The organism is Streptococcus sp. 27098_8_109, assembly GCF_041432295.1.
Taxonomy (GTDB): Bacteria; Bacillota; Bacilli; order Lactobacillales; family Streptococcaceae; genus Streptococcus.
In genome coordinates, this window is the sequence record NZ_JAPVZJ010000006.1 from 1 (window position 1) to 23,365 (window position 23,365).

Here is a 23,365-nt window from a genome sequence, read left to right on the forward strand (position 1 = left end):
TAATGTTATCTATTTTATAAGCAATAACAAATATCATGGTTTGTTTAAAACAACCATGATATTTTTGTTTTTGTTTTCTTTTGTTTTTTAAATTGATTGATTGAATACTTTATGATAAAATAGTAATAGAAATAGAGGTGATAACGATGTTAAAGCAGGAAAAACTAGATAATATTCTAGAAACGGTAAATACAAAAGGAACTATTACTGTAAAAGAAATCATGACTCGCTTGGATGTATCAGATATGACTGCTAGACGCTACTTGCAAGAGTTAGCAGACAAGGATTTACTTGTTCGGGTGCACGGGGGAGCTGAGAAAATTCGCACAGGTTCTATTTTAAACAATGAACGTTCCAATATTGAAAAACAAAGCTTACAGATTGCAGAAAAACAAGAAATCAGCCGTTTTGCAGGCCATTTAATTGATGAGGGTGAAACCATTTTTATTGGTCCAGGGACAACCTTGGAATCTTTTGCCCGTGAACTTCCAATTGATAATATTCGTGTTGTAACAAACAGTTTACCAGTCTTTCTCATCTTAAACGAACGAAAACTAACAGATTTGATTTTAATAGGTGGAAACTATCGCTCTATCACTGGAGCCTTTGTCGGAACACTAACCTTGCAAAACTTGGCCAATTTACAATTTTCTAAAGCTTTCGTTAGCTGTAATGGTATTCAGGACAATGCGATTGCGACCTTTAGTGAAGAGGAAGGTGAATCTCAACGCATCGCCCTCAATAATTCCAATAAAAAATACTTACTAGCTGACCATAGTAAGTTCAATAAATTTGATTTCTATACCTTCTACAATATCTCTGATATTGATACCATCGTTTCAGATTCTAAACTGAGCAAAGAAACGTTTGAACAACTTTCAAAACAAACAAAAATTATTCTTTCTAAACCATAAAACTGAGGATTGATAAAATATAAAATGCGTCATATCAAGAAAATAAGAATCTTGATATGACGCATTTTTTGATGAAGATTTTTACAAAGAGTTTCCTAGATTCTTTATGATTGTTGAAACGGCATAAAATCTGAATCAAAGGAGATGTTATCCCGTTCTTCAGGACTGATAAAATTTAAAAAGATAATTTTAAATTCTTCCAGCTCATAGTCTGAATGGCAAATCCATTCTTTACCGGTAGAGACATACCATTTCCCAAGTTTTTTCAGCTCCTCATTAGTCAAACAAGGTATTTGAGAACATTTATCAAAATTGATAATATAAACTTTTTCATAAATAGATTGGATAAAATCTTTGAACATCTTTTGCCTCACTAGAATTCTATATCTAATTACTCATTCTACTACTCAATCACTTGAGTTTCCGCTACTTTCTTGTACCAGTGAGCTGATTTCTTAGGATAACGTTCTTGAGTTTCAAAGTCTACATAGAAGAGACCGTAACGTTTTTCATAACCGTTTGACCATGAGAAGACGTCCATCAATGACCAGATGAAGTATCCTTTGACATTTGCACCATCAGCAATCGCATCAGATAAGACCTCTAAGTGTTGTTTGACATAATCAATACGGCCATCATCATAAACAGTGTTATCAACGAACTCATCTTTATACCCTAGACCATTTTCAGTAATGTAAATCTTCTTGTAGTTAGGATAATCTTTCTTCACACGCATGATTTGGTCATACAAACCTTGAGGGTAGATAATCCAATCCCAGTCTGTACGTGGTACATAATCAGGAGCTACACGACGACCAACACCTTTGATTTGGTATTTAGAGCTTCCTTTCTCACCCTTACCATTATGAATGATTTCTGTTTCGCCATCAAAGGCTTCCATCCAGTCACTCATATAGTAGTTGATGCCTAGAAAATCATTCAAGTCTTTTGCAGCTTCTAATGCTGTAAAATCTTCTTCACGAAGATCCAAACTACCACCATTGACTGATAAGATATGGTTGACACCTTCCATCGTTTCATCTGAATAGCTTCCAAGATAAGTTGCATCCAAGATAAATTTATTGTGGATGATATCTTCCAACTCAGCAGCGCGAACATCTGCTGGATTTTTAGGATCTAAAGGATACTTGGTTGGCAGTGCGTGAACAACACCAATTTCGCCTTTATAGCCTTTTTCTTTATATAGCTTAACTGCACGCGCATGAGAAACCATCATATTGTGGTGCGATTGGAAAACTTTGGCAAGGTCGTACTGAATACCTGGAGGGAATTTACCAACTAAATATTGACCATCACCGATTGGTCCAATTTCATTGAATGTTGTCCAATAGTTTACTTCTGGAAATTCTTCAAAACAGAAGGCAGCGTAGTCTACAAAGTGTTCAATATTTTCACGGTTTAAGAAGTCTCCATTTGAGTGGAGAGCTTCTGGCGTATCAAAGTGATGAAGAGTTACAAAAGGCTCAACATGACGTTTGTGACACTCTGCAAATAGATTATGATAAAATTCAACACCTTTAGCATTTACTTGACCGTAACCAGTCGGGAAAATACGTGACCAGGCAATAGAAATTCGAATACCATTGACACCATACTCTTCTGCTAGTTTGAGGTCAACTGGGTATCGATTGTAAAAATCACTAGCTGGTTCGGCAGTGTACCAGTAGTTATCTTCAAGATATTTATCCCACGCAACTGGTCCTTTTCCATCAGTATGTGTAGCACCTTCTGCTTGATAGGCAGCTGTTGCGCCACCGAAAATAAAGTCTTTTGGTAATGTTTTTGTCATTTTTTTCACCTATTTCTTGATTTAAATAAAGTAAAAGTGAGAGGAGAGGAGTCAGTGAGCCATCCTTCTCCATCTCACTTCTTGTACCAAGTCACCGAATTGTAACATGAGGAGGTAAAAACGATAGCCTTTTACCGACGAATTAATAAGGCGATTAGGAAATTTGCCATAGCGATTGCCGTAACGAGAGGAGACTATTTCAGAGTCCCTATCGTTAATCGAATTGTGACATGAGGAGGTAAAAACGATAGCTTTTTACCGACGAATTAACAAGGCGATTAGGAAATTCGCCATAGCGATTGCCGTAACGATAGGAGACTGTTTCACAGTCCCTATCGTTAATCGAATTGAGCTTGTACGAATGCAAGAGCACCTTTTCCATCACGAGTTAATTTGATGTATTGAGCGCCTTCTGTTTTCGCTAGTTTAATACCGAGCTTATCTGTTTCTGCTTTCATGTCTTCAAAGTTTGAAGCAACTTGAGGGGCAAGGATAACAAGATCAAACTCTGGCAACATTTCACGGTGAGCACCATAGCCACCTGCTGCTGCTTTCACAGGAACATTGTATTCTGCAGCTGCCTTATTCAAAGCATTCGCAAGAAGTCCACTTGTCCCTCCACCTGCACAGAGAACGAGGACATTTGTTTCTTCAGTGATTGTATTTTGTGCTGCTTCTACACCAGCTTTTTCAAGAATAGCATCTGCTTTTGCAGTGTTGAAGTTTGCGGCAACTTTTTCTTTCAATTCATCATTAGATTTACCTGAACGCTCTTCTTCAAGAATTTGTTCATCATATACTTTAAGGAATGGATAGTAAATGACTACGTCAACCACGATTAGAAGGGCAGCAAGAATGAATGATAGAACTTGGAAGTTCGTACCAAGAACTAGACCTAGTGGAGCTGGAGTTGTCCATGGTAGATTAGCAGTAAATGAGTTCATTCCAAGTGTTTCAATAAAGAATTTGAAGATCCAAACGTTTGCGATTGGAGCAAAGATAAATGGAATGAAGAAGATTGGGTTTAATACAAGTGGTGCACCAAACAAGATTGGTTCATTTACACCAAAGAATGTTGGGACTACTGAAGCACGACCGATTGCACGGTTACGTTTTGATTTTGTTAACCACATGAACATGAATGGAACAACCAGTGTCGCACCAGTACCACCCATGGTAACGATAAACATTTGTGTACCAGAAGTAAGAATCTTGTCAGCGTGCATACCTTGTTGGAGAAGGTTCAAGTTGACTTCGGCATTGGCATAGGTAATTGCTGCGATAGCAGGTTCAACAATAGATGGACCATGGATACCAACAAACCAGAAGAATGCAAATGCACCAAAGATAATCGTAATACCTAGATAACCATCAGCAGCAGAGAATAATGGTGCAAAGAATTTACCGATTGATTCTGCTACGCTTGCACCAACAAAATGACGAGCTAGTAAATCAAGAGCATAAAGTGAAACAACTGAGAGAGTGAATGGAATCACATCTTTAAAGACTTGTGAGATATTTGGTGGAACTTCGTCAGGCATACGAATAGTGACGTTGTTCTTAACACAAACCTTATAGATTGCTACAGTAACAAAGGCAGCAAGGAAGGCTGAAAGCAAACCTTTTGTCCCCAAGAATCCAGTAGCAAGACCATTTTCGATAGGATCAGCTGCCAACATCAACAAACCAACAATCGCTGCTAACAGTGTTGACATATAGTTGATTTGATTGGTTTTCTCCATGCTACGGTTTACTGAGTCGGTCAATGACTTGGCTGTTGTACCAGCTACCAAGAGAGCTAAAATACCCATTGAATAACTGTAAGGTTTCATAAGAAAGGCTACAACTTCATCAGACCATTTAAAGCCCCATGAGTTTGGTACAAAGGCAATCAAGATAAAAATACTTGAGAAGAGAATAACAGGCATACCTGCAATGAAACCATCACGAATAGCACGAAGATAGATATTACGAGATAGTTTCTCAAAGAAAGGTTTTCCTTTCTCAATAAATGCAATTAGTTTATTCATTATTTAACTCCTCTCTTGTACAGTTCAATTAAATGGTGCATCAAATCTTTTAATAAGATAGTTGTCATCAAGTGGTCTTGGCCATGCATCATGGTTACACTATAGGCTAAGTCCTCACCAGAAGCTTCCTTAGCCAATAGACTTGTTTGCGCGTGGTGAGCCTCTGCAATGCAAGAACCAGCTTCCTCGACTAAGCTATCTGCTTTCGCAAAATCGCCAGCTTCAGCAGCTTTCAAGGCTTCCAATAGTTTTGAACGAGCATCGCCAGCATAGGCTACGATTTCAAAACCTAACAATGTTACTTCTTCTCTATTCATGATAGAATTCTCCTTATATAGTTTTAAATAAATTTTTATGACAATAAACGTTGGATATGTAGAACTAGATAAACACGTTCACTTTTATACAAATCAAGACCCGTATGTTGCGTAATCACATCGTATATCTTGGAACCAATTTCAAACGCTCTTGGATAGGATTGTTTAATATGTTCTTCCATATCCAGAAGTGATTGGTTATCATCTCTAGAGCGGTCTAAATAATCCAAGAAATAATTCAGATGAATCATAAAGCGATCATAGAAATGGTTATTCTCTTTGGTTCGTTGAATTGCATAACCCTTTAACACTTCTTCAACATTCCTGAGAATTTCTTTCCTCTTATCAATCGACTCAACCACTTCCACTTCATTCTCGCCTTCGGCATTGATGAAATGATAAGCAATCCGAATAATTTCATCTTCAGGGAAATGATCTGCTAGCTTCTGACGATAAATTTCAAAAGCCTCATTTGCAATTTGAAAAGCGACAGGATACTTGGTAGAAATATCTGGCAGATTGCTATCCTTGTACCTTCCTTGTGCTAGAGCTTGATAAGAACAGTAAATATGGTCTGTCAAGGTTACGTAGAGATACTCTTGAATCGGATAATGATATTTCTTTGATAGCTTATCAATGATTTCATAGGTCACTGTGATAAAATCAAGCGGAACATCTTTGAGAAGAGCCATAAAGTTTTCTCTGGACTCTTCGGTCTTCATCCGAAAGATTTTCTCAACCTGATTTTCAGCAATCAAATCCCCCTTCTTCTTTCCGAATGTAATCCCCTTACCAATTACAATCACTTCTTCTCCTTTATCATTCCTGACAAGCGAAACATTATGATTTATTGGATTTAGAATTCGATACATGTCAACCTCCTTTTATATTTTAAAGGTATATGAGTATAAAAAATGACCACAAATGAACTAGAAAATCATCTGATTTCTAATTCACCTGTGATCATGCCTAATATTACTTAGTAACACTCACCTTGTATTAACTTGTGATTTAAGTATAGCACAAGTAAGTTGTTTTGTAAACCTTTACATACAACTTTTTTTAAAAAATTTTTAGATTCATGTTCCTAACCTAGGAGGAATTTCTTACACGCGTTCTTTCCATGAAGTCGCTGTTGTTTGAAGAACTTTGTTGAGCTCGTCAATATTTTCAAAACCTGTTGTGCGAAGCCATTCGCGAGCTGCTGCTTCACCATCTTTGATATAAGCTTCAACTGATCCAGCCCATGTTGCACGGCCACAAAGAACTCCGTTGAAGTTTGCACCTGATTCATGGGCAAATACAAGAGTATCTTGGAAGAGTTTAGCTGATACACCAGCACTCAAGTAGATGTATGGCAAGTTAGTTGCTTCATCTTGTGCTTTGAAGAAGGCTGCTGCTTCTTCGCGTGTGTAAACCACTTCACCTTCAGCGAAGCCTTCAACATATTTAATGTTAACAGGAACTTCTACTTTCAAGACATCAATGTTAAAGCGTGGGTCTGAGAAGACTTTCATAGCACCGATAACTTTGTGTGGTTTTACTTTCGCGTATTCTACAGAACCTGCGTCCGCAATTTTTTCATCGTAAGCAAGGATTTCAAGGAAGAATGGGATATCTTCAGCCACACATTCAGAACCGATACGTTCGATGTAAGCTTGTTTTTCTTGGTTTAGTTCGTCTGAGCTATCTACGTCATAGTAAAGCAAGAATTTAACTGCATCTGCACCTTCTTCTTTAATACGTTTTGCAGACCAAACATCCAAGCAGTCTGGCAAGCGTTTTGTGCTTGTTGTGTCATAACCTGTTTTTTCATAAGCAAGGAGAAGACCAGCTTTTTCATCAAGAGCTTTAGTTGCTGGAAGTCCATATTCAGGGTCAAGAAGCATTGATGAAGCGTATTTAGTCAATTCATCTGCTACCAAGACTTTAAGTTCTTCCATTTGAGCCACAGTTGGTTCTTCTGTTTGGTGTTGAGCCATGAGACGTTTCAAAGCACCACGTTGGTCAAAAGCAAGAGCTGAGATGATCCCATTTTCATCAGAAAGTTTTTCTAAGCGTGCACGTTTTTGTTCTGTTAAAGCCATTTTATACCTCTTTTACTATTAATTGATCATATAGAGCTTGATAGTTAGCCATGTTGACATGACCAGTCATTTTTTCTTGAGCATTGAGCATACCAAGGACATTTGCCTTGATGAGTAATTCTGCATCCGATTCTTTATGAAGTAGTCCTGAAGAAATCCCTGCCACAGTAGAATCTCCAGATCCGACAGGGTTGACTACCTGAATTCTAGGAATATCTACCTTGTAGAAAGTGTCACCATGTTTGGCAAAGGCACCATTGGCACCAAGTGAAACGATAATCCACTCAATTCCTGTAAACAAAGGTTCTTGGAGAACTTCTTTTAATTCAGCCAAATCCTCAGAAACTTCTCTTCCTAGAAGTTGAGACAATTCCTCATTATTTGGTTTGATGACTGTTGGTTTATGTGATGATTCAAGAACCGCCTGAAGTGCTGCACCAGAGCAGTCCAAGACTACAGGCTTGCCAGCTTGATTAGCAAGTTCTACCAAGCTCGCATAGTAATCAACTGGAAGGCCAGCTGGCAGACTACCTGAGATAGCTACTACTTCAACTGACTCCAAGAGTTTTTTGAAATGTTCCAAAAAGCCTTGACCTTCTTGTTCCAATACTACAGGACCTTTTTCAAGAACTTCTGTTTGGTTGTCTCCGTGAAGAATAGCGATACAGTTACGAGTTTCTCCTTGAATAGAGAAGAAATCTTTTTTTACTTGATTATCGATATGTTCAACCAAAAACTCACCAAGTTTGCCACCAACTAAACCAGTAGCAAGAACAGAATCTCCAAATTCTGAAAGTACTCGGGTAACATTGAGTCCCTTACCACCAGCCGTTTTGGTTACATCTACCACACGATTGACAGTATCAATCTTCAACTCATCCAAGGGATAGGAAATATCAATGGATGGGTTCATTGTGACTGTTAAAATCATAGGTTACCTCTTAGTCGTGGTATTCTCCGCGATCCCATTTTTCAAGGAATTCAGTGAAGAAGTTTGCGTCTGTTTGTTGAGCATTGTGACTTTCAAGGTGTTCAATTTTCGCAATCAATTTTTTGTTTTCTTCAGATGGTTTGTATTCAGCATGGATGAAAGCTTCGATGATATCACACATGAGCAATTCACCAGTAATCTTACCACCAAAACCGATAACGTTAGCGTTCAATTGCTCTTTAGCATAAAGAGCTGTTGTCATATCACGAACCAAGGCAGAACGGACACCTGGAACTTTATTTACAGCATTGTTGATACCAACACCAGTACCACAGATACATACCCCAAGATCAGCTTGACCGCTAGTTACAGCTTCCCCTACTTTTTTACCAAAGATTGGGTAGTGAGTACGTGTATGGTCATATGTACCAAAGTCAATGACTTCATATCCTTTTGATTTCAAAAATTCTGAAACCGCCATTTTTTCATCTGTTACGATGTGGTCACATCCAATTGCAATTCTCATTAGTTATTCCCTCCGATTAATTATATAAATCTAATATCATTTATCCTTACTCAAGAAAAATCAAGATTAGCTTAGGAAGCGAGCTGCGAGCATAACTGAGGTTAGCTAAAGTGAGCTGACGACAGATTATCTTGATTTTTGAAGCGTATTAGCACATTTTGTTCAACATATCGACCCTAATTTGGTGACGTCCACCATCGTATTTACCGTTAACAAATCCTTTAGCAATGTTTTTAGCCAATTCATCACCGACAAGTTGTGCACCCATAGTGATCATACGTGAGTTGTTGTGTCCACGAGTCATATAAGCTGAACGTTCGTCAGATACTTCTGCAGCAACCATTCCTTTGATCTTAGTTGCGACCATAAATGGACCAGCTCCATAAGCATCAATCACGATACCAAGGTTTTGTTCTTCTTTGTTTACTTCTGCAGCAACAGCAAGAGTCACATCAACAAAGTCTTGACCTTCAGCTGTAACATCCACAACGTGGAAGTTTTCTTTTTCTAAGAAGTCTTTCACAACTTCTTTCAATCTCAAACCTGCAGCATCTGCACCGATAACAATAGACATATTGTATACTCCTTTTATTTTTCTAGGCTAGTAAAGACTTTTATGGTTATTAGTTTACCTACAAAAAGCTTTCTAGCAGTTTATTGACAAATTGGATTGAATGAGATGAATGACACCTTATTCAAGTTTAGGAAACCAGCTTCCTAGAAATAATCTTTCTCTACGAAAGAGAATATAACAAGTGATTGTTTGTTTGTGACAAACATCATTTGTTGCTTACAAACATAATATACTCCTATTTCTTAAAAAAGTCAACAATTAATGTTTGTTTTTGTGTTTTTTTAATTAAAAAATTTCGATATCAAAACCAATTTGATCTACTTGAGCAGGTTCTAGGAGACGAACATTCTTCTTATCTTCTAGATGATCTCCTTCTTCAAGGGATGTTGACAAGCCAGACCATGGTTCAAAAGCAATGAAAGGTCCTTTATTCAAAGTTGACCATATAATGAGGTTTGGAAACTCTGCAAAACGAACTTTCAATCCCTTATCATGTTTACGAGAACGAAGGGCAATTGTTCTAGATTGCAATTCATCTAAGGTGACTGCATCAGTGCTGAAAAGATCATAGCTGAGGTCTAATTCTTTTTGACCTTCTAGCCATGGACTTCTATCTTGGAAATCCAACATACCTGTTTCTGGGAAAGGACGTGGAACAGAGCAAGTCTCTTCTTTTTCAAACTCTAGATAATAATCTTCATAGACTTCATCATCAAGCAGAGGACAATTAAATCCTGGATGTCCACCAATAAAGTAAGGCATGACCTTGCTAATTTCTTTATTAAATATTTTGTATTGAGTCCGTACTGTCTTTCCAGTAAGGATATAAGTGATTTCTAAGCGGAAATGATAAGGGTAGTTCTGATAGCTATTCTCATCGTCTTCAATTGCAAAAGTTACACTATTATCTGTCTGTTCAACTAATTCAAATTCTTTCTTACGAACCAAACCATGACGAGGAATCTTTCCTTTGATTTCTTGTCCATTATCATCTATATAAAGTGCTGTATCCTCTCTCAATGAACCACAAATGGGGAAGAGAACAGGAGCTTGTCCACTCCAATAAGTAGCATCTCCTTGCCACAAATACTCAACTCCCTCGGCATCTTTTATAGAAGAAAGAGCCCCACCAAAACTGTTAAATTCAACTCTTAATTGTTCTGATTTTAATTCAATTACCATTATTTTCTCCGATTTCTTGATAGTTTATAAAAAACTAGGCTGTCACTCCTAATGGATGTCGACAACCTAGCTTTAACAATTTACATTTTATAGGAGCGCATTATTTTGCTTTTGCTGCGTACTCTTCGTTACGTTTGATCATTTGTTTTCTGTACCATGCAAAGATACCGATATAGAATACAAGGAAGACTACAGCACCAAGGATTGCTTTGATATCACCAGTTGTAGCGTTACCAATTGTCCAACCAAGAAGTTTTTCGATTGGTCCTTCAAGAGTTGAGTGAGTAATCAATTGAGTTTGGCTCACACCTTCTGGGAATGCACCTACACCTTTAGCAAGTTCTGTTGCAAATGGAGCGATAAGTGTACCTGAAAGAAGGAAGAGTGGCAACAAGAGTGTTCCGAAGATAATCATACGGAGCAATTTACCACGTGTTACAACCAAGAGAGCTGGAGTAACACCCATAGCGATGATACCTGCAAGTGGCAAGATACCATTTCCGACGTTTGAAAGAAGCACAGCTTCAACCAACATGATTGGTGCAAGTACGTTTGCACAAGCCCAAACTTCAGCACGACCAGCGATGAAAGGCCAGTCAAGACCGATGTTGAATTTACGTCCTTGAAGACGTTTAGTAGCAACGTTTGTAATACCTTGTGAAAGTGGCTCTACGGCAGCGATGAACCATGAACCGATAAGTGAGAAGAGTTCCAAAGACACACCAGCTGTCAAACCAAGAGACAACCAACCTTTAATAACTAATTGCCAGTTTGCTGCATCTTCTACGCCAGCAACTGGATGTGGAGTACCCATCAAACCGATAACGATACCAAGGATGAAACCGATGAAGAATTTAGATCCCCAGAAACCGATTTTCTTGTTCAATTTAGCAGCATCAAAGTCATATTTATCAAGACCTGGGAAGAATTTTTCAAAAATCTTATCCAAAACCATGATAACTGGGTTCATCATGTAGTTCATGTGAGTTGAAGTCATTGGTGATGAACTTGGTGCGTTAAGAAGGTCATCAAATGTAGGTTTCATCAAATCAGAGTTGATGATTTTAAGAACACCTACAAGGACAACTGCTGCAGTGGCGATGAAGAGTGAAACCCCTTGGCTTACACCGTTGTTGTCTGCATACCATTTAATCAAAAGACCTGTGATAGACAAGTGCCAGATATCGAAGATATCAACGTCAAGTGTATCAGTTTTCTTCATAGCAAGCATCACTACGTTGACAATCAACATGATGAGCAAGAAGTAAAGTGTCCAAGCAGATCCCCAAGTGATTGTAGCAAGTGGTGCCCAACCAACGTCAGTGATGTTCAATTGAATACCAGTATTTTCAACGAATTTTGCAAGTGATGCTGAGAAAGCACCATTCAGCATACCGATGATAGCACCGATACCAGTAAGAGCGATGGCAAGTTTGATACCACCTTCAAGTGCTTTGGAGAATTTCACTCCAAAAAGTAGAGCCAATACTGTCAAAATGATCAGCATGATGACCGGTCCACCCATATCCAAGATAGGTTTGAACAGCTTATTGGCTAGTTCGATAATGACATCCATAATAGTTCCTCCCGTTTTTTATGTTATATGAATGTTAACAAATTAAAATTAGCTTAATCCGTGTTCTTTAATAGCTGCTTCAATATTGTCAAATACTGGAGCACTCATAGCTGGGATACGGAATAAGATTGGTCCAGCTTCGATAACTGGAATACCTGGGTCAAAACCAAGGTCTGTCGCAGCAATTGGTGTGAAGATGTCATAACCTTTGATAAGGTCTTCGTTAACATCTTTTACCATAACTGCATCACAGTGAACATCAAAACCGCGGTTTGAAAGTTCTTCTTCAAGAGCGCTTTTAATTTGGTGGCTTGAGTTAACACCTGCACCGCAGGCAGCAAGAATTTTAATCATATGGATTTCCTCCGATTTAATATTTTTAATAGACAAGATTAAGCGATTGCTTCAGCAATATAAGCATAAAGAGCTTCTGGTTCAGATATTTTTGATAGGTCTTCAAGATGACCATTTCCAGTAAAGAAGTCCATCAACTGAGCAAGAATGTTTGTTTGACTTGAACTTGAGTTATTAATGATAAAGAAGAGCAAGGATACTTCTACTTCCTTATCTGGCGCAATCATATTGTGGAAAGTCACTGGTTTTTCTAATCGAACGACCACAACTTTTTCAGCTAGATTATGAACAATATCTGTGTGAGGAATAGCCACATTCGGCAAATCCTTACCCAAAAATTCCATATCTAAGCCAGTTGGAAATGACTTTTCACGCGTAATCAAGGCTTCACGATAAGTTGGAGTTACGATTTCTCGTTCTTCCAATAAAGTTGCAACCTGATCAAAGAGATGTTCTTGATTATCCGCTTCTAAGCAAAACACAAGGTTTTTGTCAAAGAAATGATCTAATCCCATAAGGTTTTCCCTTCTTTCCATTAACTTTATGCTATAAGTATAACACTATATGAAATCGTTGTCAATATTTTTCTGTTGTTTTTTGTCTCTTTTTTTATATTTTTGTTGTTTTTATAGCTTGTTATATAAAAACAAACATATAAACAAACATTTTTTCTGTTCTAGAAACTAAAAAAGCAGACCATCTAAGCCTGCTTTACTATTTATTATTATATAAATTTCCTATGAACAAGGAAAGGCATTTCTGATAACTTATTCTTCATCCATACTCAAGACGCTGAGAAAGGCTTCTTGTGGAACTTCTACTGATCCGATAGCTTTCATGCGCTTCTTACCTGCTTTTTGTTTTTCAAGGAGTTTGCGTTTACGAGAAACGTCACCACCGTAACACTTAGCAAGTACATTCTTACGAAGGGCCTTGATATCAGTACGAGCGACAATCTTGTGTCCAATAGCTGCTTGAATTGGTACCTCGAATTGTTGACGAGGGATGATTTTCTTGAGCTTATCAACGATAAGTTTTCCACGTTCGTAAGCAAAATCCTTGTGAACGATAAAGCTGAGGGCATCCACCTTGTCTCCGTTGAGAAGAATATCCATTTTCACAAGCTTAGATGGGCGGTACTCTGACAATTCGTAGTCAAAGCTTGCATAACCACGAGTTGAAGACTTTAGCTTATCAAAGAAGTCAAAGACGATTTCAGCCAGTGGAATTTGATAGATGACATTAACACGGTTATCATCGATATAATCCATAGTCACAAAGTCACCACGCTTGCGCTGAGCTAATTCCATCACTGCTCCGACGAACTCCTGTGGTACCATGATTTGCGCCTTAACATAAGGTTCCTCAATGGTCGCAATCTTAGTTGGGTCTGGGAACTCAGATGGGTTAGACACATCCATAGACTCACCGTCGGTCAAATTAACCTTATAGATAACGGATGGCGCTGTCATGATGAGGTCGATGTTGAACTCACGTTCCAAACGTTCTTGGATAACATCCATATGGAGAAGTCCAAGGAAACCACAACGGAAACCAAATCCAAGTGCCTGAGATGTTTCTGGTTCAAACTGAAGACTAGCATCATTCAGTTGCAATTTTTCAAGGGCTTCACGAAGGTCATTGTACTTGTTTGATTCGATAGGATAGAGACCCGCAAAGACCATAGGATTCATCTGCTTGTAGCCATGTAATGGCTCAGCCGCAGGATTGGTTGCCAAGGTAACGGTATCACCCACACGAGTGTCCTGAACCGTCTTGATAGAAGCTGCAATATAACCAACGTCACCAGTCGCAAGGAAATCACGACCAACTGCCTTGGGTGTAAAGATACCGACTTCCGTAACATCAAAAGTCTTGCCATTGCTCATAAGCTGAATCTTATCGCCAGGTTTGACCACCCCATCCATGACACGCACTTGAAGAATAACCCCACGGTAGGCATCGTAAACAGAGTCGAAAATCAAGGCCTTCAGTGGCGCCGTCACATCACCCGTTGGTGCTGGCACTTTTTCTACGATTTGCTCAAGGATTTCCTCGATACCGATACCAGCCTTGGCAGAAGCCAAAACTGCTTCACTGGCATCCAAACCAATGACATCTTCAATCTCTGTACGCACGCGCTCAGGGTCTGCAGCAGGCAGGTCAATTTTGTTAATGACTGGCATGATTTCCAAATCATTGTCCAAGGCTAGATAAACGTTGGCAAGGGTTTGAGCCTCAATACCTTGAGCGGCATCGACCACCAAAATAGCACCCTCACAGGCAGCGAGCGAACGTGAAACTTCATAGGTAAAGTCTACGTGCCCTGGCGTGTCAATCAAGTGGAAAATATAAGTTTCCCCATCTTTTGCAGTATAATTGAGCTCGATGGCGTTGAGTTTAATGGTAATCCCACGTTCTCGCTCTAGATCCATGCTATCCAAAAGTTGAGCTTGCATTTCACGACTGGAAACTGTCTCTGTTTTTTCCAAAATACGGTCTGCTAGAGTCGACTTTCCGTGGTCAATATGGGCGATAATAGAGAAGTTACGGATCTTCTCCTGTCGTTTTTTCAATTCTTCTAAGTTCATGATTCTCTTCCTTTCAGGGTATCTATTTATTATAAATTGTTTTTGACATTTTGACAAGACCATACCCTGCTAGGAGTACTAATCTTCAGCAACAAAGCCGTCATTTTCGATAAAGTGGTGTTCTGTCATTCCTTGGTCTGTAAAGACAATCCCATGAAGGACACCACCATAAACAGCTCCTCCATCCATTCCAATCTTGCCATCTTCTGTAGTCCAAAGCTCAGCAGTACCACGCTCTTGCTTCAGCAAACCATAAACCGGTGTATGTCCAAAGACAATGGTTTTCCCAGTATGATTTTCTGCTTCGTGGAATGGTTTTCTGAGCCAGACTTTTTTATAATCTGTGGTTTCATGCCAGTCATCCAAGGTCAAATCAATACCTGCGTGAACAAAGATATACTTGTCTGTCTCTACCACAAATGGCATTTGACGAATAAATTCGACCAAGTCTGCCTCTTCAGTAGCAACACGCTTGGCATCTTCTACCCCATCAACCGGTGCATCCAAGGGACGACCTAGGATAGAGTTAATGGTTGTATCTCCACCATTGCGACGATAATGGTCATAGCTTTCTTCTGGGTTATCGAGCCAAGTCAAAAACATATACTCGTGGTTTCCTGATAGACAGATAGCCCCTTGATTGTCCACTAAGTCCTTAACCATTTCAAGAACACGGCGACTATCTTCACCGCGGTCAATCAAATCCCCTAGAAAGAGCAATTTGGTCTGACCATCCCAGGTTTTGAGAAGGTCTTCCAGCATTCCTGCTTTTCCATGAACATCTCCAATTACATAATAATCAGTCATCTTATTTCTCCCTGTTTCTCAACAATTCTCTGGCTTGCGTCAGAGCTGCTTCTGTCACATCATCACCTGCCAACATCTTAGCAACTTCTTCCACTCGCTCTTCAACCGTCAAGAGACGAACAGTCGAAACTGTTGAATGGTCATTGCTAATCTTCTCAATAAAGAATTGATAATCCGCAATCGCAATTACTTGTGGCAAATGGGAAATAGCCAGAACCTGACCATGTTGCCCAATCTTGTGAATCTTCTGTGCAATGGCCTGAGCTACACGGCCTGAAACTCCCGTATCCACCTCATCAAAGACAATACTTGTCTTGCCCTCTTTACGTGAAAAGGCAGACTTAATGGCTAGCATGAGACGAGATAATTCCCCACCAGATGCAACCTTGACCAAGGGTTTAAAGTCTTCACCAGGGTTGGTTGAAATATAAAACTCAACCATTTCATTTCCCTCACGACTGAATTTGCCCTTGCTAAAACGAACCTGAAACTGGGCTTTTTCCATATAAAGGTCTTGCAATTCTTGTTTAATCTCTGCTTCTAGCTGCTGGGCCAAGTCATGACGAGCAGATGCAAGCTGGCCTGCCAAATCAACAAGATTGACTTCCAATTTCTTGAGCTCAGCTTCCATGTCCTCAGACGAAAGATTATTGCCAGTCAAGAGATTGTATTCTTCCGTAATCTTGGCAAAATAAAGCAAGACATCGTCAACAGTCCCACCATACTTACGAGTAATGGTATGAAGGAGATCCAAACGATTCTCAACCTGCATGAGGCGATTACCATCAAAATCTAAATCCTCAATGATTGCTTCCAAACGTTTGCTAATGTCTTCTAAGACATAGTATGTCTCAGACAAAGAGCTTGAAATTTCACGGTATTCAGGGTCGTACTCTTCAACACTTTCCATGTCATTCATGGCTGAACGAACATTAGCCAGACTTGAAAAATCTTCATTGTCCAACATACTGTAGGCATTGGTCAGTGTATCCGCAATGTTTTTATGGTTGAGAAGTTTCTCTCGCTCTTGATTGAGAGATAAGTCTTCACCAGCTTGCAAGTTTGCTGCCTCAATCTCTGCCATTTGAAATTCCAACATTTCAATACGAGCCTTGTGTTCCTGTTGGTTTTTCTTGACTTCCAGAACCTGCTTACGCATTTTACGATAGGCATCAAAACTCGTTTGATAGGTTTCTTTCAATTCCCAAAAAGCTGCGTCACCAAATTCATCCAACATCTGAATATGCAGTTGAGGACGCATTAACTCCTCTTGGTCATGCTGACCATGTATATCCACCAGATGTTGCCCAATAGCACGCAAAACAGACAGATTAACCATCTGGCCATTCACACGGCTGATACTACGACCATTCTGCAGAATTTCCCGACGGATGATAATCTCATCACCCATTTCCAAACCTTGCTCATCAAAAATTTCCTGTAAAAGGCGACTATTCTCAACTGAGAAAAGCCCCTCAATCTCTGTCTTTGGCGCACCATGACGAATAACATCTGTCGTCGCACGAGCCCCCAACATCATATTCATGGCATCAATGATAATCGACTTCCCTGCACCCGTTTCACCAGTCAAGACAGTCATCCCCTTTTCAAAATTGAGGGAAATAGCCTCAATAATGGCAAAGTTTTTTATCGAAATTTCAAGTAACATATAGACCTACCAATTTTTTACTTGTTCAAAGATTTCCTCAGCTAGACTTTCACTTCTGGCAATGACTAAAATCGAGCTATCATCAGCTAAACAGCTAAAAATCTTGTCAGCAAAAGTCTCAATTAACTGAGCTTTTACAAAAGCTGTATTTCCTGGGATAACTTGGAGATTAATCATCTTGTCCATCAATTCAGCTGACTCAATATTGTCTTCAGCCAGTTGCAAACTTTTTACGATTGATTTTGGCAATTCGTAGACATAGGTGTTGTCTCTCAAAGGAATTTTGACAATGCCTAGCTCTTTGATATCCCGTGATACTGTTGCCTGAGTGGCAGTGATCCCTGCCTCTTTCAAATGTTCTACAATTTCTTCTTGTGTACCGATTTGATAATCTGTCACAAATCGTCTAATTTTTTCAAGTCTCTCTTTTTTATTCATTTTTAAATTGACTATGCGCCCTCTCTACTACTTCTTCAATTTCAGCAAGAACCTGATTGCTTGCTGACTCTTCTTTTTTCAAATACACTAAAAACTCAATATTTCCATGCCCACCTTGGATGGGAGAAAAGTCCAAACCAAGGACTGAAAAGCCTTCCTCTACTGCCATGGTTGTGACAGATTCAAGAACATTCTGATGGACCTTGGCATCGCGAATGATTCCATTTTTCCCAATCTGCTCACGACCTGCCTCAAACTGGGGCTTAACCAAAGCCACAACCTGACCTTGATCAGCCAACACACGATGCAAGGCTGGTAAGATCAGACTAAGGGAAATGAAACTTACATCAATACTGGCAAAACTTGGTTCCTGCTCAAAGTCAGTCCTTTCAGCATAGCGGAAATTAAACTGCTCCATGCTAACAACCCGAGAATCTTGGCGCAGTTTCCAGGCTAACTGATTGGTACCAACATCCACCGCGTAGACAAGCTCAGCACCATTCTGCAACATGACATCGGTAAAGCCACCAGTAGAAGCCCCAATATCAATCGTGGTCGCCCCATCCACTGACAAATCAAAGACCTGCAAGGCCTTTTCCAGTTTTAAACCGCCGCGGCTGACATACTTGAGTTTCTCACCCTTGAGTTTTAACTCAGTATCATCTGGGATTTTCTCTCCTGGCTTGTCAAAGCGTTCTCCATTAAGAACAGCCACAACAAGCCCAGCCATAACACCTCGCTTGGCTTGTTCTCTTGTCTCAAACAAGCCCTGTTTATAAGCTAGTACATCCACTCTTTCCTTAGCCATTGATTCTCAAACTTTCTACTACTTTTACAATCGATTCTGTTTCAAAGGGAACCTGCTGGGCAATTTCTTCTAATTTTGCATTAGCTTGATCCAGAGTTTGGTTACAAAAGGCAATAGCCTCTTCCAAGCCCAACAAAGCAGGATAGGTTGATTTTTCAGCCTGTAGGTCCTTTTGTGGTGTCTTACCGATTTCCTCAAAACTAGCTGTAACATCCAATACATCATCTCGAACTTGAAAAGCAAGCCCAATTAATTCACCTACAGTTTTCAGTTTTGCCTGCATTTCAGGTGCCAATTCGGCTATAATAGCAGCCGCTTGGAAAGGATAAGCTAGTAATTTTCCAGTCTTATTAGCATGAATGGTCTGAAGTTCTTCCAAAGACAAATGCTGGTGTTCACCTTCCATGTCCAAAACCTGGCCTGCTACCATGCCCAGACTTCCTGAAGCAAGAGATAAATTGGCAATCAAGTCCACCTTGATTTGACTTGGCAAATCTGCCTGCGCTATCAGGGCATAAGGATCTAGGAATAAAGCATCTCCTGCCAAAATTGCCATAGCTTCACCAAATTTTTTATGATTGGTCAAACGCCCTCGACGGTAATCATCATCATCCATGGCAGGAAGATCATCATGAATCAAGCTCCCTGTATGAATCATTTCCAAGGCCGCAGCCACCTGTGCGTGTGCCGGTTTAATAGCGACCTGCAAGGCTTCCAAAACTTCTAACAAGAGAAAAGGTCGAATACGCTTGCCACCAGCATGAATGGAATAGAGAACAGACTCTCGCAAACTAGAGGCAAACTGCTGGTCTCCATAAAAGTCTTCCAAAGCTGACTCAACAAGAGCTAATTTTTCTTGCTTTTTCATTCAAAATCACTTTCTGTTCCGTCTTCTTGCATAACCTTGACCAAGGTCTTTTCAGCCTTGTCCAGCGTCGCTTGGAGCTCTTTTGACAAGACCATACCCTTTTGAAAGGCGGCAATCGCATCTTCTAGAGCAATTTCACCATTTTCCAAACTTTGGACAATGGTTTCCAGTTCTGCTAGATTTTCCTCAAATTTCTTTTGTTTTGACATCTTTAACCTCTAATTCTACTCGACCATCTCGCATCAAAAGCGTCACTTGGTCTTTTTTCTTCAAACTCTCAACCGAATCTACAACGGACTCTTCTTTTTTGACAATAGCATAACCACGCGCCACGATTCGACTGGTATCCAACATCAACAAGGCTTCCGAAAGTCGCTTCACTTCAGCAACCTTGGCATCATAAACCAGCGCCATTTGGCTATGGAGAAGCTTGTCCAACTGACCTAGACGGTCTTGATAGCGTTGGATTTTGGTAACGGGTGATAATTGTACCAGTCGATGCGTCCTTGCTTGTACTGTCTGTTTGTTATCAGAAATCCGTGTTCGCAAACTTTGTTTTAATCGCAGTTGTAATTGGTCTAGCCGTTGCAAATAGCCATCATACAAACGCTCTGGCTGTCTAAAGATAACAGACTGACTGCATTTTTTCAAAGCTTCTTGTTTCTTAGATAGGACATTTCGGACTGCCGTTGCCATTCGTTTTTCCTGATTTTGCAAATGTGCTAACACATCCAACTTGGTCACAGGTGTTGCCAGTTCAGCTGCCGCCGTTGGCGTCGCAGCCCGTCTATCTGCCACAAAATCCGCCAAGGTCACATCCGTCTCATGTCCCACACTAGAAATGATTGGCAAGCGAGATTCAAAAATAGCCCGTACCACAATCTCTTCGTTAAAGGCCCAGAGATCCTCGATAGAACCTCCACCACGACCAATAATCAGCAAATCCAAATCGTCACGTTGATTGGCACGCGCAATATTTCGAGCAATTTCTTCTGCTGCTCCATCTCCTTGCACCTTAGTTGGATAAAGTAGGATATCGACACCTGGAAATCGCCTGCTGACGGTCGTGATAATATCTCGAATAACGGCTCCACTGCGACTGGTTACTACACCAATTCTCTTAGAAAATTGGGGCAGAGGTTGCTTGAAGCGTTCTTGAAACAGGCCTTCTTCTGTCAATTTTTTCTTGAGTTGTTCAAACTGAATCGCAAGCGCCCCAACCCCATCAGGCTCTGCCTTTTCAATGATGATGGAGTAGCTACCACTTGGTTCATAGACCTGCACACGCCCAATCACATTGATTTTCATTCCTTCTTCTAGGTCGAAACCTAATTTCTGATAAACCCCAGACCAAATAGTCGCTTGAATAACTGCATGGTCATCCTTTAGGGAGAAATATTGGTGAGTAGGTCGTTTACGAAAGTTGGAAACTTGACCAGTTAAATAGACCCGTTCCAAGTAAGGGTCTTTATCGAATTTCATTTTCAGATACTTGGTCAAAGTTGTCACCGATAAATACTTTTCCATCTCCACCTACTATTCATTTTCTTGCTCTTTCATGGGTATTATTATACCAAAAATATGCCTAAAAATCTCCATTTATGTACCATTATGAGAGAAAAATAGAAAAGGAGGCAAGGCCTCCACATCTGTTTATTTACTATTTCGAGCTTCTTCCAAAATCTTAGCAATCTTGGTCGTCAACAGGTCAATAGCCACTGTATTGCTGACTCCCTCAGGAATGACGATATCCGCATAACGTTTGGTTGGCTCAATAAACTGGTGATACATAGGTTTAACTACACCTAAGTACTGGTCAATAACACTATCAAGACTACGGCCACGCTCCTCCATATCACGCTTGATACGACGAATAATGCGCACATCATCATCCGTATCCACAAAAATCTTGATGTCCATCAAATCACGTAGGCGCTTGTCCTCCAAGACCAAAATCCCCTCAACGATAAAGACATCTTGAGGCTCCTGACGATAGGTCTTGCTGCTTCGTGTATGTTCTGTATAGTCATAAGTCGGGATATCCACCGGACGCCCTGCCAACAATTCTTTAATCTGCTCGATCATCAAATCTGTATCAAAAGCAAAAGGATGGTCATAGTTGGTTTTGACACGCTCTTCAAAGGTCAAGTGAGACTGATCCTTATAGTATGAATCATGCTCAATCATGGAAATCTTTTCATCAGGGAAATGCGATAAAATGGCTCTTGAAACACTGGTCTTACCACCACCAGAACCACCTGTCACTCCGATAATGATTGGTCTATTTTGCATGCTATCCTCCGTTTTTTTATCCGTCGTCTATTCTATCACATTTTTTGCAAAATTTATAGTCTGATTTGGATAGTCTAGGGGAAACAACACTCCCTACACCTCAGTTAGACTAGCTAAAAACCTTCCTTGGCTTATAGAGATTGTCCCGTTTTTCTAGAATGGCTAGCAATGTATCGCCTTCAAAAGCAGCCAATTCTTGATTTGTTTGGCCGAGCTCAATAAAGCGACCAAAGCGCACTTCTGTAGCCTCTTCTGGACTTAGGAAAACTTTGACAAGGTCACCTGTTCCAATCTCTAGAGGATGGAGAAAATCTAATTGCTCATCCTCCACTTTTCTAGCAATTTCTTCCAAGGTAAGAGCATCTTCTAGTTGCAAACCAGCTGCACTAGTACGTGTTAAGTGAGACATATGGGCCGCATAACCCAATTTTTCTCCCAAATCAACAGACAAGGTACGAATATAAGTTCCCTTACTGCATTTCACACGAAAAGTAAAGCGTGCAAGATGACCCTCATAAGAAATTGGACTTGTTCGTTCAAATTGATAAATGGTCACCTGACGCTCTGGACGCTCCACTTCCTGACCAGCACGCGCATACTCATAGAGCTTGCGACCATTGACCTTAACCGCAGAGTACATAGGCGGAATCTGGGTAATAGGCCCAGTCAAGCTAGCGATTGCTTCATCGACAAGCTTTTCATCCAAGGGCGACAAAACAGGTGTCTCTGCGACCACTTCCCCACTAGCATCCTCTGTCGTCGTGGAATAGCCCAGAGTGATTTCCCCCTCATAGACCTTTCCCTCATCCTGCATAAACTCGACCATGCGTGTCGCCTTACCAACCGCAATCGGCAAAACCCCCACTACATCCGGATCCAAGGTCCCACCATGACCAATCTTCTTGGTTCCCAAAATCTTACGCAGTTTAAAAACCGCATCATGCGAGGTCATCCCCGCTTCTTTTTTTAAGTTGATAATACCGTTCATTCATTAACTTTCTAAAAATACTAAAACTCTCTTTATGATGACGAAAGACTTCTTCACTTGTCCAAAGATCACATAGTCCATGCTCTTATTATTAAAATATAAGGTTTTTCCTTTTGTTGAAGACATTACTTCGTTTCCCTTACTATTTTATCATGTTTATTCATGTTGACTTTTTAAATGCAGAGCAAAGCCTGCAGTCACTTTTTCAAATCCAACAGCCTGATAAAACTGATGTGCAGCATTTCGTTCAGCGGTTAATCCACTATTTAGAGCCAGTGCCTCAACTCCTTCTTTTACCGCTTGTTTTTTCAATTCATCGATTAGCCTACTAGCAATTCCTTGTCGTCTTGTTTCTTTTGCAACTGACAAAGCTAAAATACGATAGTAAGATCCATCTGCTTCAAAAAAGAAGAGCTTCGCATAACCTAAGAAACCTAAAATTTCTCCGTTTCTTTCAGCTAGAAGACAGCCATAATGTGGTTGAGAAAGAATCATTTCTAAACGTCGAGACAGCTTAGAAGCGGTCGTTGGATAGCCCAAGTCTTCGTATAGAGACAGTAGTGCTTCAGCATCTTTCATGGTTGCTTTTCGTATCTGCATAGG

At 40.0% G+C, this 23,365-nt stretch carries 25 protein-coding genes; 1 reads left to right on the top strand and 24 read right to left on the bottom strand.

Annotation, left to right across the window (positions count from 1 at the left end; all coding sequences use genetic code 11):
• Positions 1-146: 146 nt before the first annotated feature.
• On the top strand, positions 147-914 hold the full coding sequence (locus O3664_RS03620; protein WP_033685012.1) for a DeoR/GlpR family DNA-binding transcription regulator: 768 nt from the start codon (positions 147-149) through the stop codon (positions 912-914).
• Positions 915-1,018: 104 nt separating this feature from the next.
• Here O3664_RS03620 and O3664_RS03625 read toward each other — a convergent pair whose 3' ends face one another.
• The 24 genes from O3664_RS03625 to O3664_RS03740 all read right to left on the bottom strand — a co-directional run bounded on the left by O3664_RS03625 (position 1,019) and on the right by O3664_RS03740 (position 23,362).
• Entirely contained in the window at positions 1,019-1,276 is a 258-nt protein-coding gene (locus O3664_RS03625) for a DUF3884 family protein (RefSeq protein ID WP_023948162.1), read from the bottom strand.
• Between the two features lie 41 nt (positions 1,277-1,317).
• Entirely contained in the window at positions 1,318-2,724 is a 1,407-nt protein-coding gene (gene lacG, locus O3664_RS03630; protein WP_371613642.1) for a 6-phospho-beta-galactosidase, read from the bottom strand.
• Positions 2,725-3,062: 338 nt separating this feature from the next.
• Complete coding sequence (locus tag O3664_RS03635; protein WP_001037324.1) at positions 3,063-4,754, bottom strand: lactose-specific PTS transporter subunit EIIC; 1,692 nt, start codon at positions 4,752-4,754, stop codon at positions 3,063-3,065.
• Positions 4,754-5,071 (bottom strand): PTS lactose/cellobiose transporter subunit IIA, encoded by a 318-nt coding sequence (locus O3664_RS03640; protein WP_001078320.1) that lies wholly within the window; start codon positions 5,069-5,071, stop codon positions 4,754-4,756. Before O3664_RS03640 ends, O3664_RS03635 begins: the two co-directional genes overlap by 1 nt.
• A 35-nt stretch (positions 5,072-5,106) precedes the next feature.
• A complete protein-coding gene (locus tag O3664_RS03645) occupies positions 5,107-5,943 on the bottom strand; it encodes a PRD domain-containing protein (protein ID WP_084928544.1) in 837 nt (278 codons plus the stop codon).
• 234 nt (positions 5,944-6,177) lie between these two features.
• Entirely contained in the window at positions 6,178-7,158 is a 981-nt protein-coding gene (gene lacD / locus O3664_RS03650; protein WP_001229114.1) for a tagatose-bisphosphate aldolase, read from the bottom strand.
• A 1-nt stretch (position 7,159) separates the two neighbouring features.
• A complete protein-coding gene (locus O3664_RS03655) occupies positions 7,160-8,089 on the bottom strand; it encodes a tagatose-6-phosphate kinase (RefSeq protein ID WP_084928545.1) in 930 nt (309 codons plus the stop codon).
• A gap of 10 nt (positions 8,090-8,099) precedes the next feature.
• Entirely contained in the window at positions 8,100-8,615 is a 516-nt protein-coding gene (lacB, locus tag O3664_RS03660; protein WP_001216910.1) for a galactose-6-phosphate isomerase subunit LacB, read from the bottom strand.
• A 148-nt stretch (positions 8,616-8,763) separates the two neighbouring features.
• Entirely contained in the window at positions 8,764-9,189 is a 426-nt protein-coding gene (gene lacA / locus O3664_RS03665; protein WP_000029277.1) for a galactose-6-phosphate isomerase subunit LacA, read from the bottom strand.
• 285 nt (positions 9,190-9,474) lie between these two features.
• On the bottom strand, positions 9,475-10,371 hold the full coding sequence (locus tag O3664_RS03670) for an aldose 1-epimerase family protein (protein WP_247949287.1): 897 nt from the start codon (positions 10,369-10,371) through the stop codon (positions 9,475-9,477).
• A 100-nt stretch (positions 10,372-10,471) separates the two neighbouring features.
• Entirely contained in the window at positions 10,472-11,947 is a 1,476-nt protein-coding gene (locus tag O3664_RS03675; protein WP_371613643.1) for a PTS galactitol transporter subunit IIC, read from the bottom strand.
• A 48-nt stretch (positions 11,948-11,995) separates the two neighbouring features.
• A complete protein-coding gene (locus O3664_RS03680) occupies positions 11,996-12,301 on the bottom strand; it encodes a PTS sugar transporter subunit IIB (RefSeq protein WP_000590547.1) in 306 nt (101 codons plus the stop codon).
• A 38-nt stretch (positions 12,302-12,339) separates the two neighbouring features.
• Entirely contained in the window at positions 12,340-12,816 is a 477-nt protein-coding gene (locus O3664_RS03685) for a PTS sugar transporter subunit IIA (RefSeq protein ID WP_000521974.1), read from the bottom strand.
• A 252-nt stretch (positions 12,817-13,068) separates the two neighbouring features.
• Complete coding sequence (gene lepA, locus O3664_RS03690; protein WP_001047207.1) at positions 13,069-14,892, bottom strand: translation elongation factor 4; 1,824 nt, start codon at positions 14,890-14,892, stop codon at positions 13,069-13,071.
• A gap of 78 nt (positions 14,893-14,970) precedes the next feature.
• Positions 14,971-15,699, bottom strand: a complete 729-nt coding sequence (locus O3664_RS03695; RefSeq protein ID WP_070527436.1) for a metallophosphoesterase family protein — start codon at positions 15,697-15,699, stop codon at positions 14,971-14,973.
• A gap of 1 nt (position 15,700) precedes the next feature.
• Positions 15,701-17,368 (bottom strand): DNA repair protein RecN, encoded by a 1,668-nt coding sequence (gene recN / locus O3664_RS03700; protein WP_371613644.1) that lies wholly within the window; start codon positions 17,366-17,368, stop codon positions 15,701-15,703.
• Positions 17,369-17,374: 6 nt separating this feature from the next.
• Positions 17,375-17,806, bottom strand: coding sequence for an arginine repressor (locus tag O3664_RS03705; protein ID WP_020900686.1), 432 nt, complete (start codon positions 17,804-17,806; stop codon positions 17,375-17,377).
• The gene (locus O3664_RS03710) at positions 17,799-18,614 is read right to left on the bottom strand and encodes a TlyA family RNA methyltransferase (RefSeq protein WP_261010884.1); all 816 of its coding nucleotides are present in this window, start codon (positions 18,612-18,614) and stop codon (positions 17,799-17,801) included. Before O3664_RS03710 ends, O3664_RS03705 begins: the two co-directional genes overlap by 8 nt.
• A complete protein-coding gene (locus tag O3664_RS03715; RefSeq protein WP_371613645.1) occupies positions 18,607-19,482 on the bottom strand; it encodes a polyprenyl synthetase family protein in 876 nt (291 codons plus the stop codon). The genes O3664_RS03710 and O3664_RS03715 overlap by 8 nt, the downstream gene beginning before the upstream one ends.
• The gene (locus O3664_RS03720; protein ID WP_000043226.1) at positions 19,479-19,691 is read right to left on the bottom strand and encodes an exodeoxyribonuclease VII small subunit; all 213 of its coding nucleotides are present in this window, start codon (positions 19,689-19,691) and stop codon (positions 19,479-19,481) included. The genes O3664_RS03715 and O3664_RS03720 overlap by 4 nt, the downstream gene beginning before the upstream one ends.
• Entirely contained in the window at positions 19,669-21,009 is a 1,341-nt protein-coding gene (xseA, locus tag O3664_RS03725; RefSeq protein ID WP_371613646.1) for an exodeoxyribonuclease VII large subunit, read from the bottom strand. The genes O3664_RS03720 and xseA overlap by 23 nt, the downstream gene beginning before the upstream one ends.
• 126 nt (positions 21,010-21,135) lie before the next feature.
• On the bottom strand, positions 21,136-21,774 hold the full coding sequence (gene udk / locus O3664_RS03730) for a uridine kinase (RefSeq protein WP_001181376.1): 639 nt from the start codon (positions 21,772-21,774) through the stop codon (positions 21,136-21,138).
• 109 nt (positions 21,775-21,883) lie between these two features.
• Positions 21,884-22,762: a tRNA pseudouridine(55) synthase TruB gene (truB, locus tag O3664_RS03735; RefSeq protein WP_371613647.1), complete on the bottom strand. Its 879-nt coding sequence runs from the start codon at positions 22,760-22,762 to the stop codon at positions 21,884-21,886.
• Positions 22,763-22,918: 156 nt separating this feature from the next.
• Positions 22,919-23,362, bottom strand: coding sequence for a GNAT family N-acetyltransferase (locus tag O3664_RS03740; RefSeq protein WP_023947188.1), 444 nt, complete (start codon positions 23,360-23,362; stop codon positions 22,919-22,921).
• Between the last annotated feature and the right edge of the window lie 3 nt (positions 23,363-23,365).

Excerpts from the sequence above, each read along its gene's own strand:
- lacD (WP_001229114.1), bottom strand. The coding sequence starts at position 7,158 with ATGGCTTTAACAGAACAAAAACGTGCACGCTTAGAAAAACTTTCTGAT.
- xseA (WP_371613646.1), bottom strand. The coding sequence starts at position 21,009 with ATGGAAAAGTATTTATCGGTGACAACTTTGACCAAGTATCTGAAAATG.
- O3664_RS03710 (WP_261010884.1), bottom strand. The coding sequence starts at position 18,614 with ATGGCTAAGGAAAGAGTGGATGTACTAGCTTATAAACAGGGCTTGTTT.
- O3664_RS03620 (WP_033685012.1), top strand. The coding sequence starts at position 147 with ATGTTAAAGCAGGAAAAACTAGATAATATTCTAGAAACGGTAAATACA.
- lacB (WP_001216910.1), bottom strand. The coding sequence starts at position 8,615 with ATGAGAATTGCAATTGGATGTGACCACATCGTAACAGATGAAAAAATG.
- O3664_RS03715 (WP_371613645.1), bottom strand. The coding sequence starts at position 19,482 with ATGAAAAAGCAAGAAAAATTAGCTCTTGTTGAGTCAGCTTTGGAAGAC.
- lacA (WP_000029277.1), bottom strand. The coding sequence starts at position 9,189 with ATGTCTATTGTTATCGGTGCAGATGCTGCAGGTTTGAGATTGAAAGAA.
- O3664_RS03670 (WP_247949287.1), bottom strand. The coding sequence starts at position 10,371 with ATGGTAATTGAATTAAAATCAGAACAATTAAGAGTTGAATTTAACAGT.
- udk (WP_001181376.1), bottom strand. The coding sequence starts at position 21,774 with ATGCAAAATAGACCAATCATTATCGGAGTGACAGGTGGTTCTGGTGGT.
- O3664_RS03695 (WP_070527436.1), bottom strand. The coding sequence starts at position 15,699 with ATGACTGATTATTATGTAATTGGAGATGTTCATGGAAAAGCAGGAATG.
- recN (WP_371613644.1), bottom strand. The coding sequence starts at position 17,368 with ATGTTACTTGAAATTTCGATAAAAAACTTTGCCATTATTGAGGCTATT.
- O3664_RS03645 (WP_084928544.1), bottom strand. The coding sequence starts at position 5,943 with ATGTATCGAATTCTAAATCCAATAAATCATAATGTTTCGCTTGTCAGG.
- O3664_RS03675 (WP_371613643.1), bottom strand. The coding sequence starts at position 11,947 with ATGGATGTCATTATCGAACTAGCCAATAAGCTGTTCAAACCTATCTTG.
- O3664_RS03705 (WP_020900686.1), bottom strand. The coding sequence starts at position 17,806 with ATGAATAAAAAAGAGAGACTTGAAAAAATTAGACGATTTGTGACAGAT.
- O3664_RS03685 (WP_000521974.1), bottom strand. The coding sequence starts at position 12,816 with ATGGGATTAGATCATTTCTTTGACAAAAACCTTGTGTTTTGCTTAGAA.
- lepA (WP_001047207.1), bottom strand. The coding sequence starts at position 14,892 with ATGAACTTAGAAGAATTGAAAAAACGACAGGAGAAGATCCGTAACTTC.
- O3664_RS03680 (WP_000590547.1), bottom strand. The coding sequence starts at position 12,301 with ATGATTAAAATTCTTGCTGCCTGCGGTGCAGGTGTTAACTCAAGCCAC.
- O3664_RS03740 (WP_023947188.1), bottom strand. The coding sequence starts at position 23,362 with ATGCAGATACGAAAAGCAACCATGAAAGATGCTGAAGCACTACTGTCT.
- O3664_RS03655 (WP_084928545.1), bottom strand. The coding sequence starts at position 8,089 with ATGATTTTAACAGTCACAATGAACCCATCCATTGATATTTCCTATCCC.
- lacG (WP_371613642.1), bottom strand. The coding sequence starts at position 2,724 with ATGACAAAAACATTACCAAAAGACTTTATTTTCGGTGGCGCAACAGCT.
- O3664_RS03720 (WP_000043226.1), bottom strand. The coding sequence starts at position 19,691 with ATGTCAAAACAAAAGAAATTTGAGGAAAATCTAGCAGAACTGGAAACC.
- O3664_RS03640 (WP_001078320.1), bottom strand. The coding sequence starts at position 5,071 with ATGAATAGAGAAGAAGTAACATTGTTAGGTTTTGAAATCGTAGCCTAT.
- O3664_RS03635 (WP_001037324.1), bottom strand. The coding sequence starts at position 4,754 with ATGAATAAACTAATTGCATTTATTGAGAAAGGAAAACCTTTCTTTGAG.
- O3664_RS03625 (WP_023948162.1), bottom strand. The coding sequence starts at position 1,276 with ATGTTCAAAGATTTTATCCAATCTATTTATGAAAAAGTTTATATTATC.
- truB (WP_371613647.1), bottom strand. The coding sequence starts at position 22,762 with ATGAACGGTATTATCAACTTAAAAAAAGAAGCGGGGATGACCTCGCAT.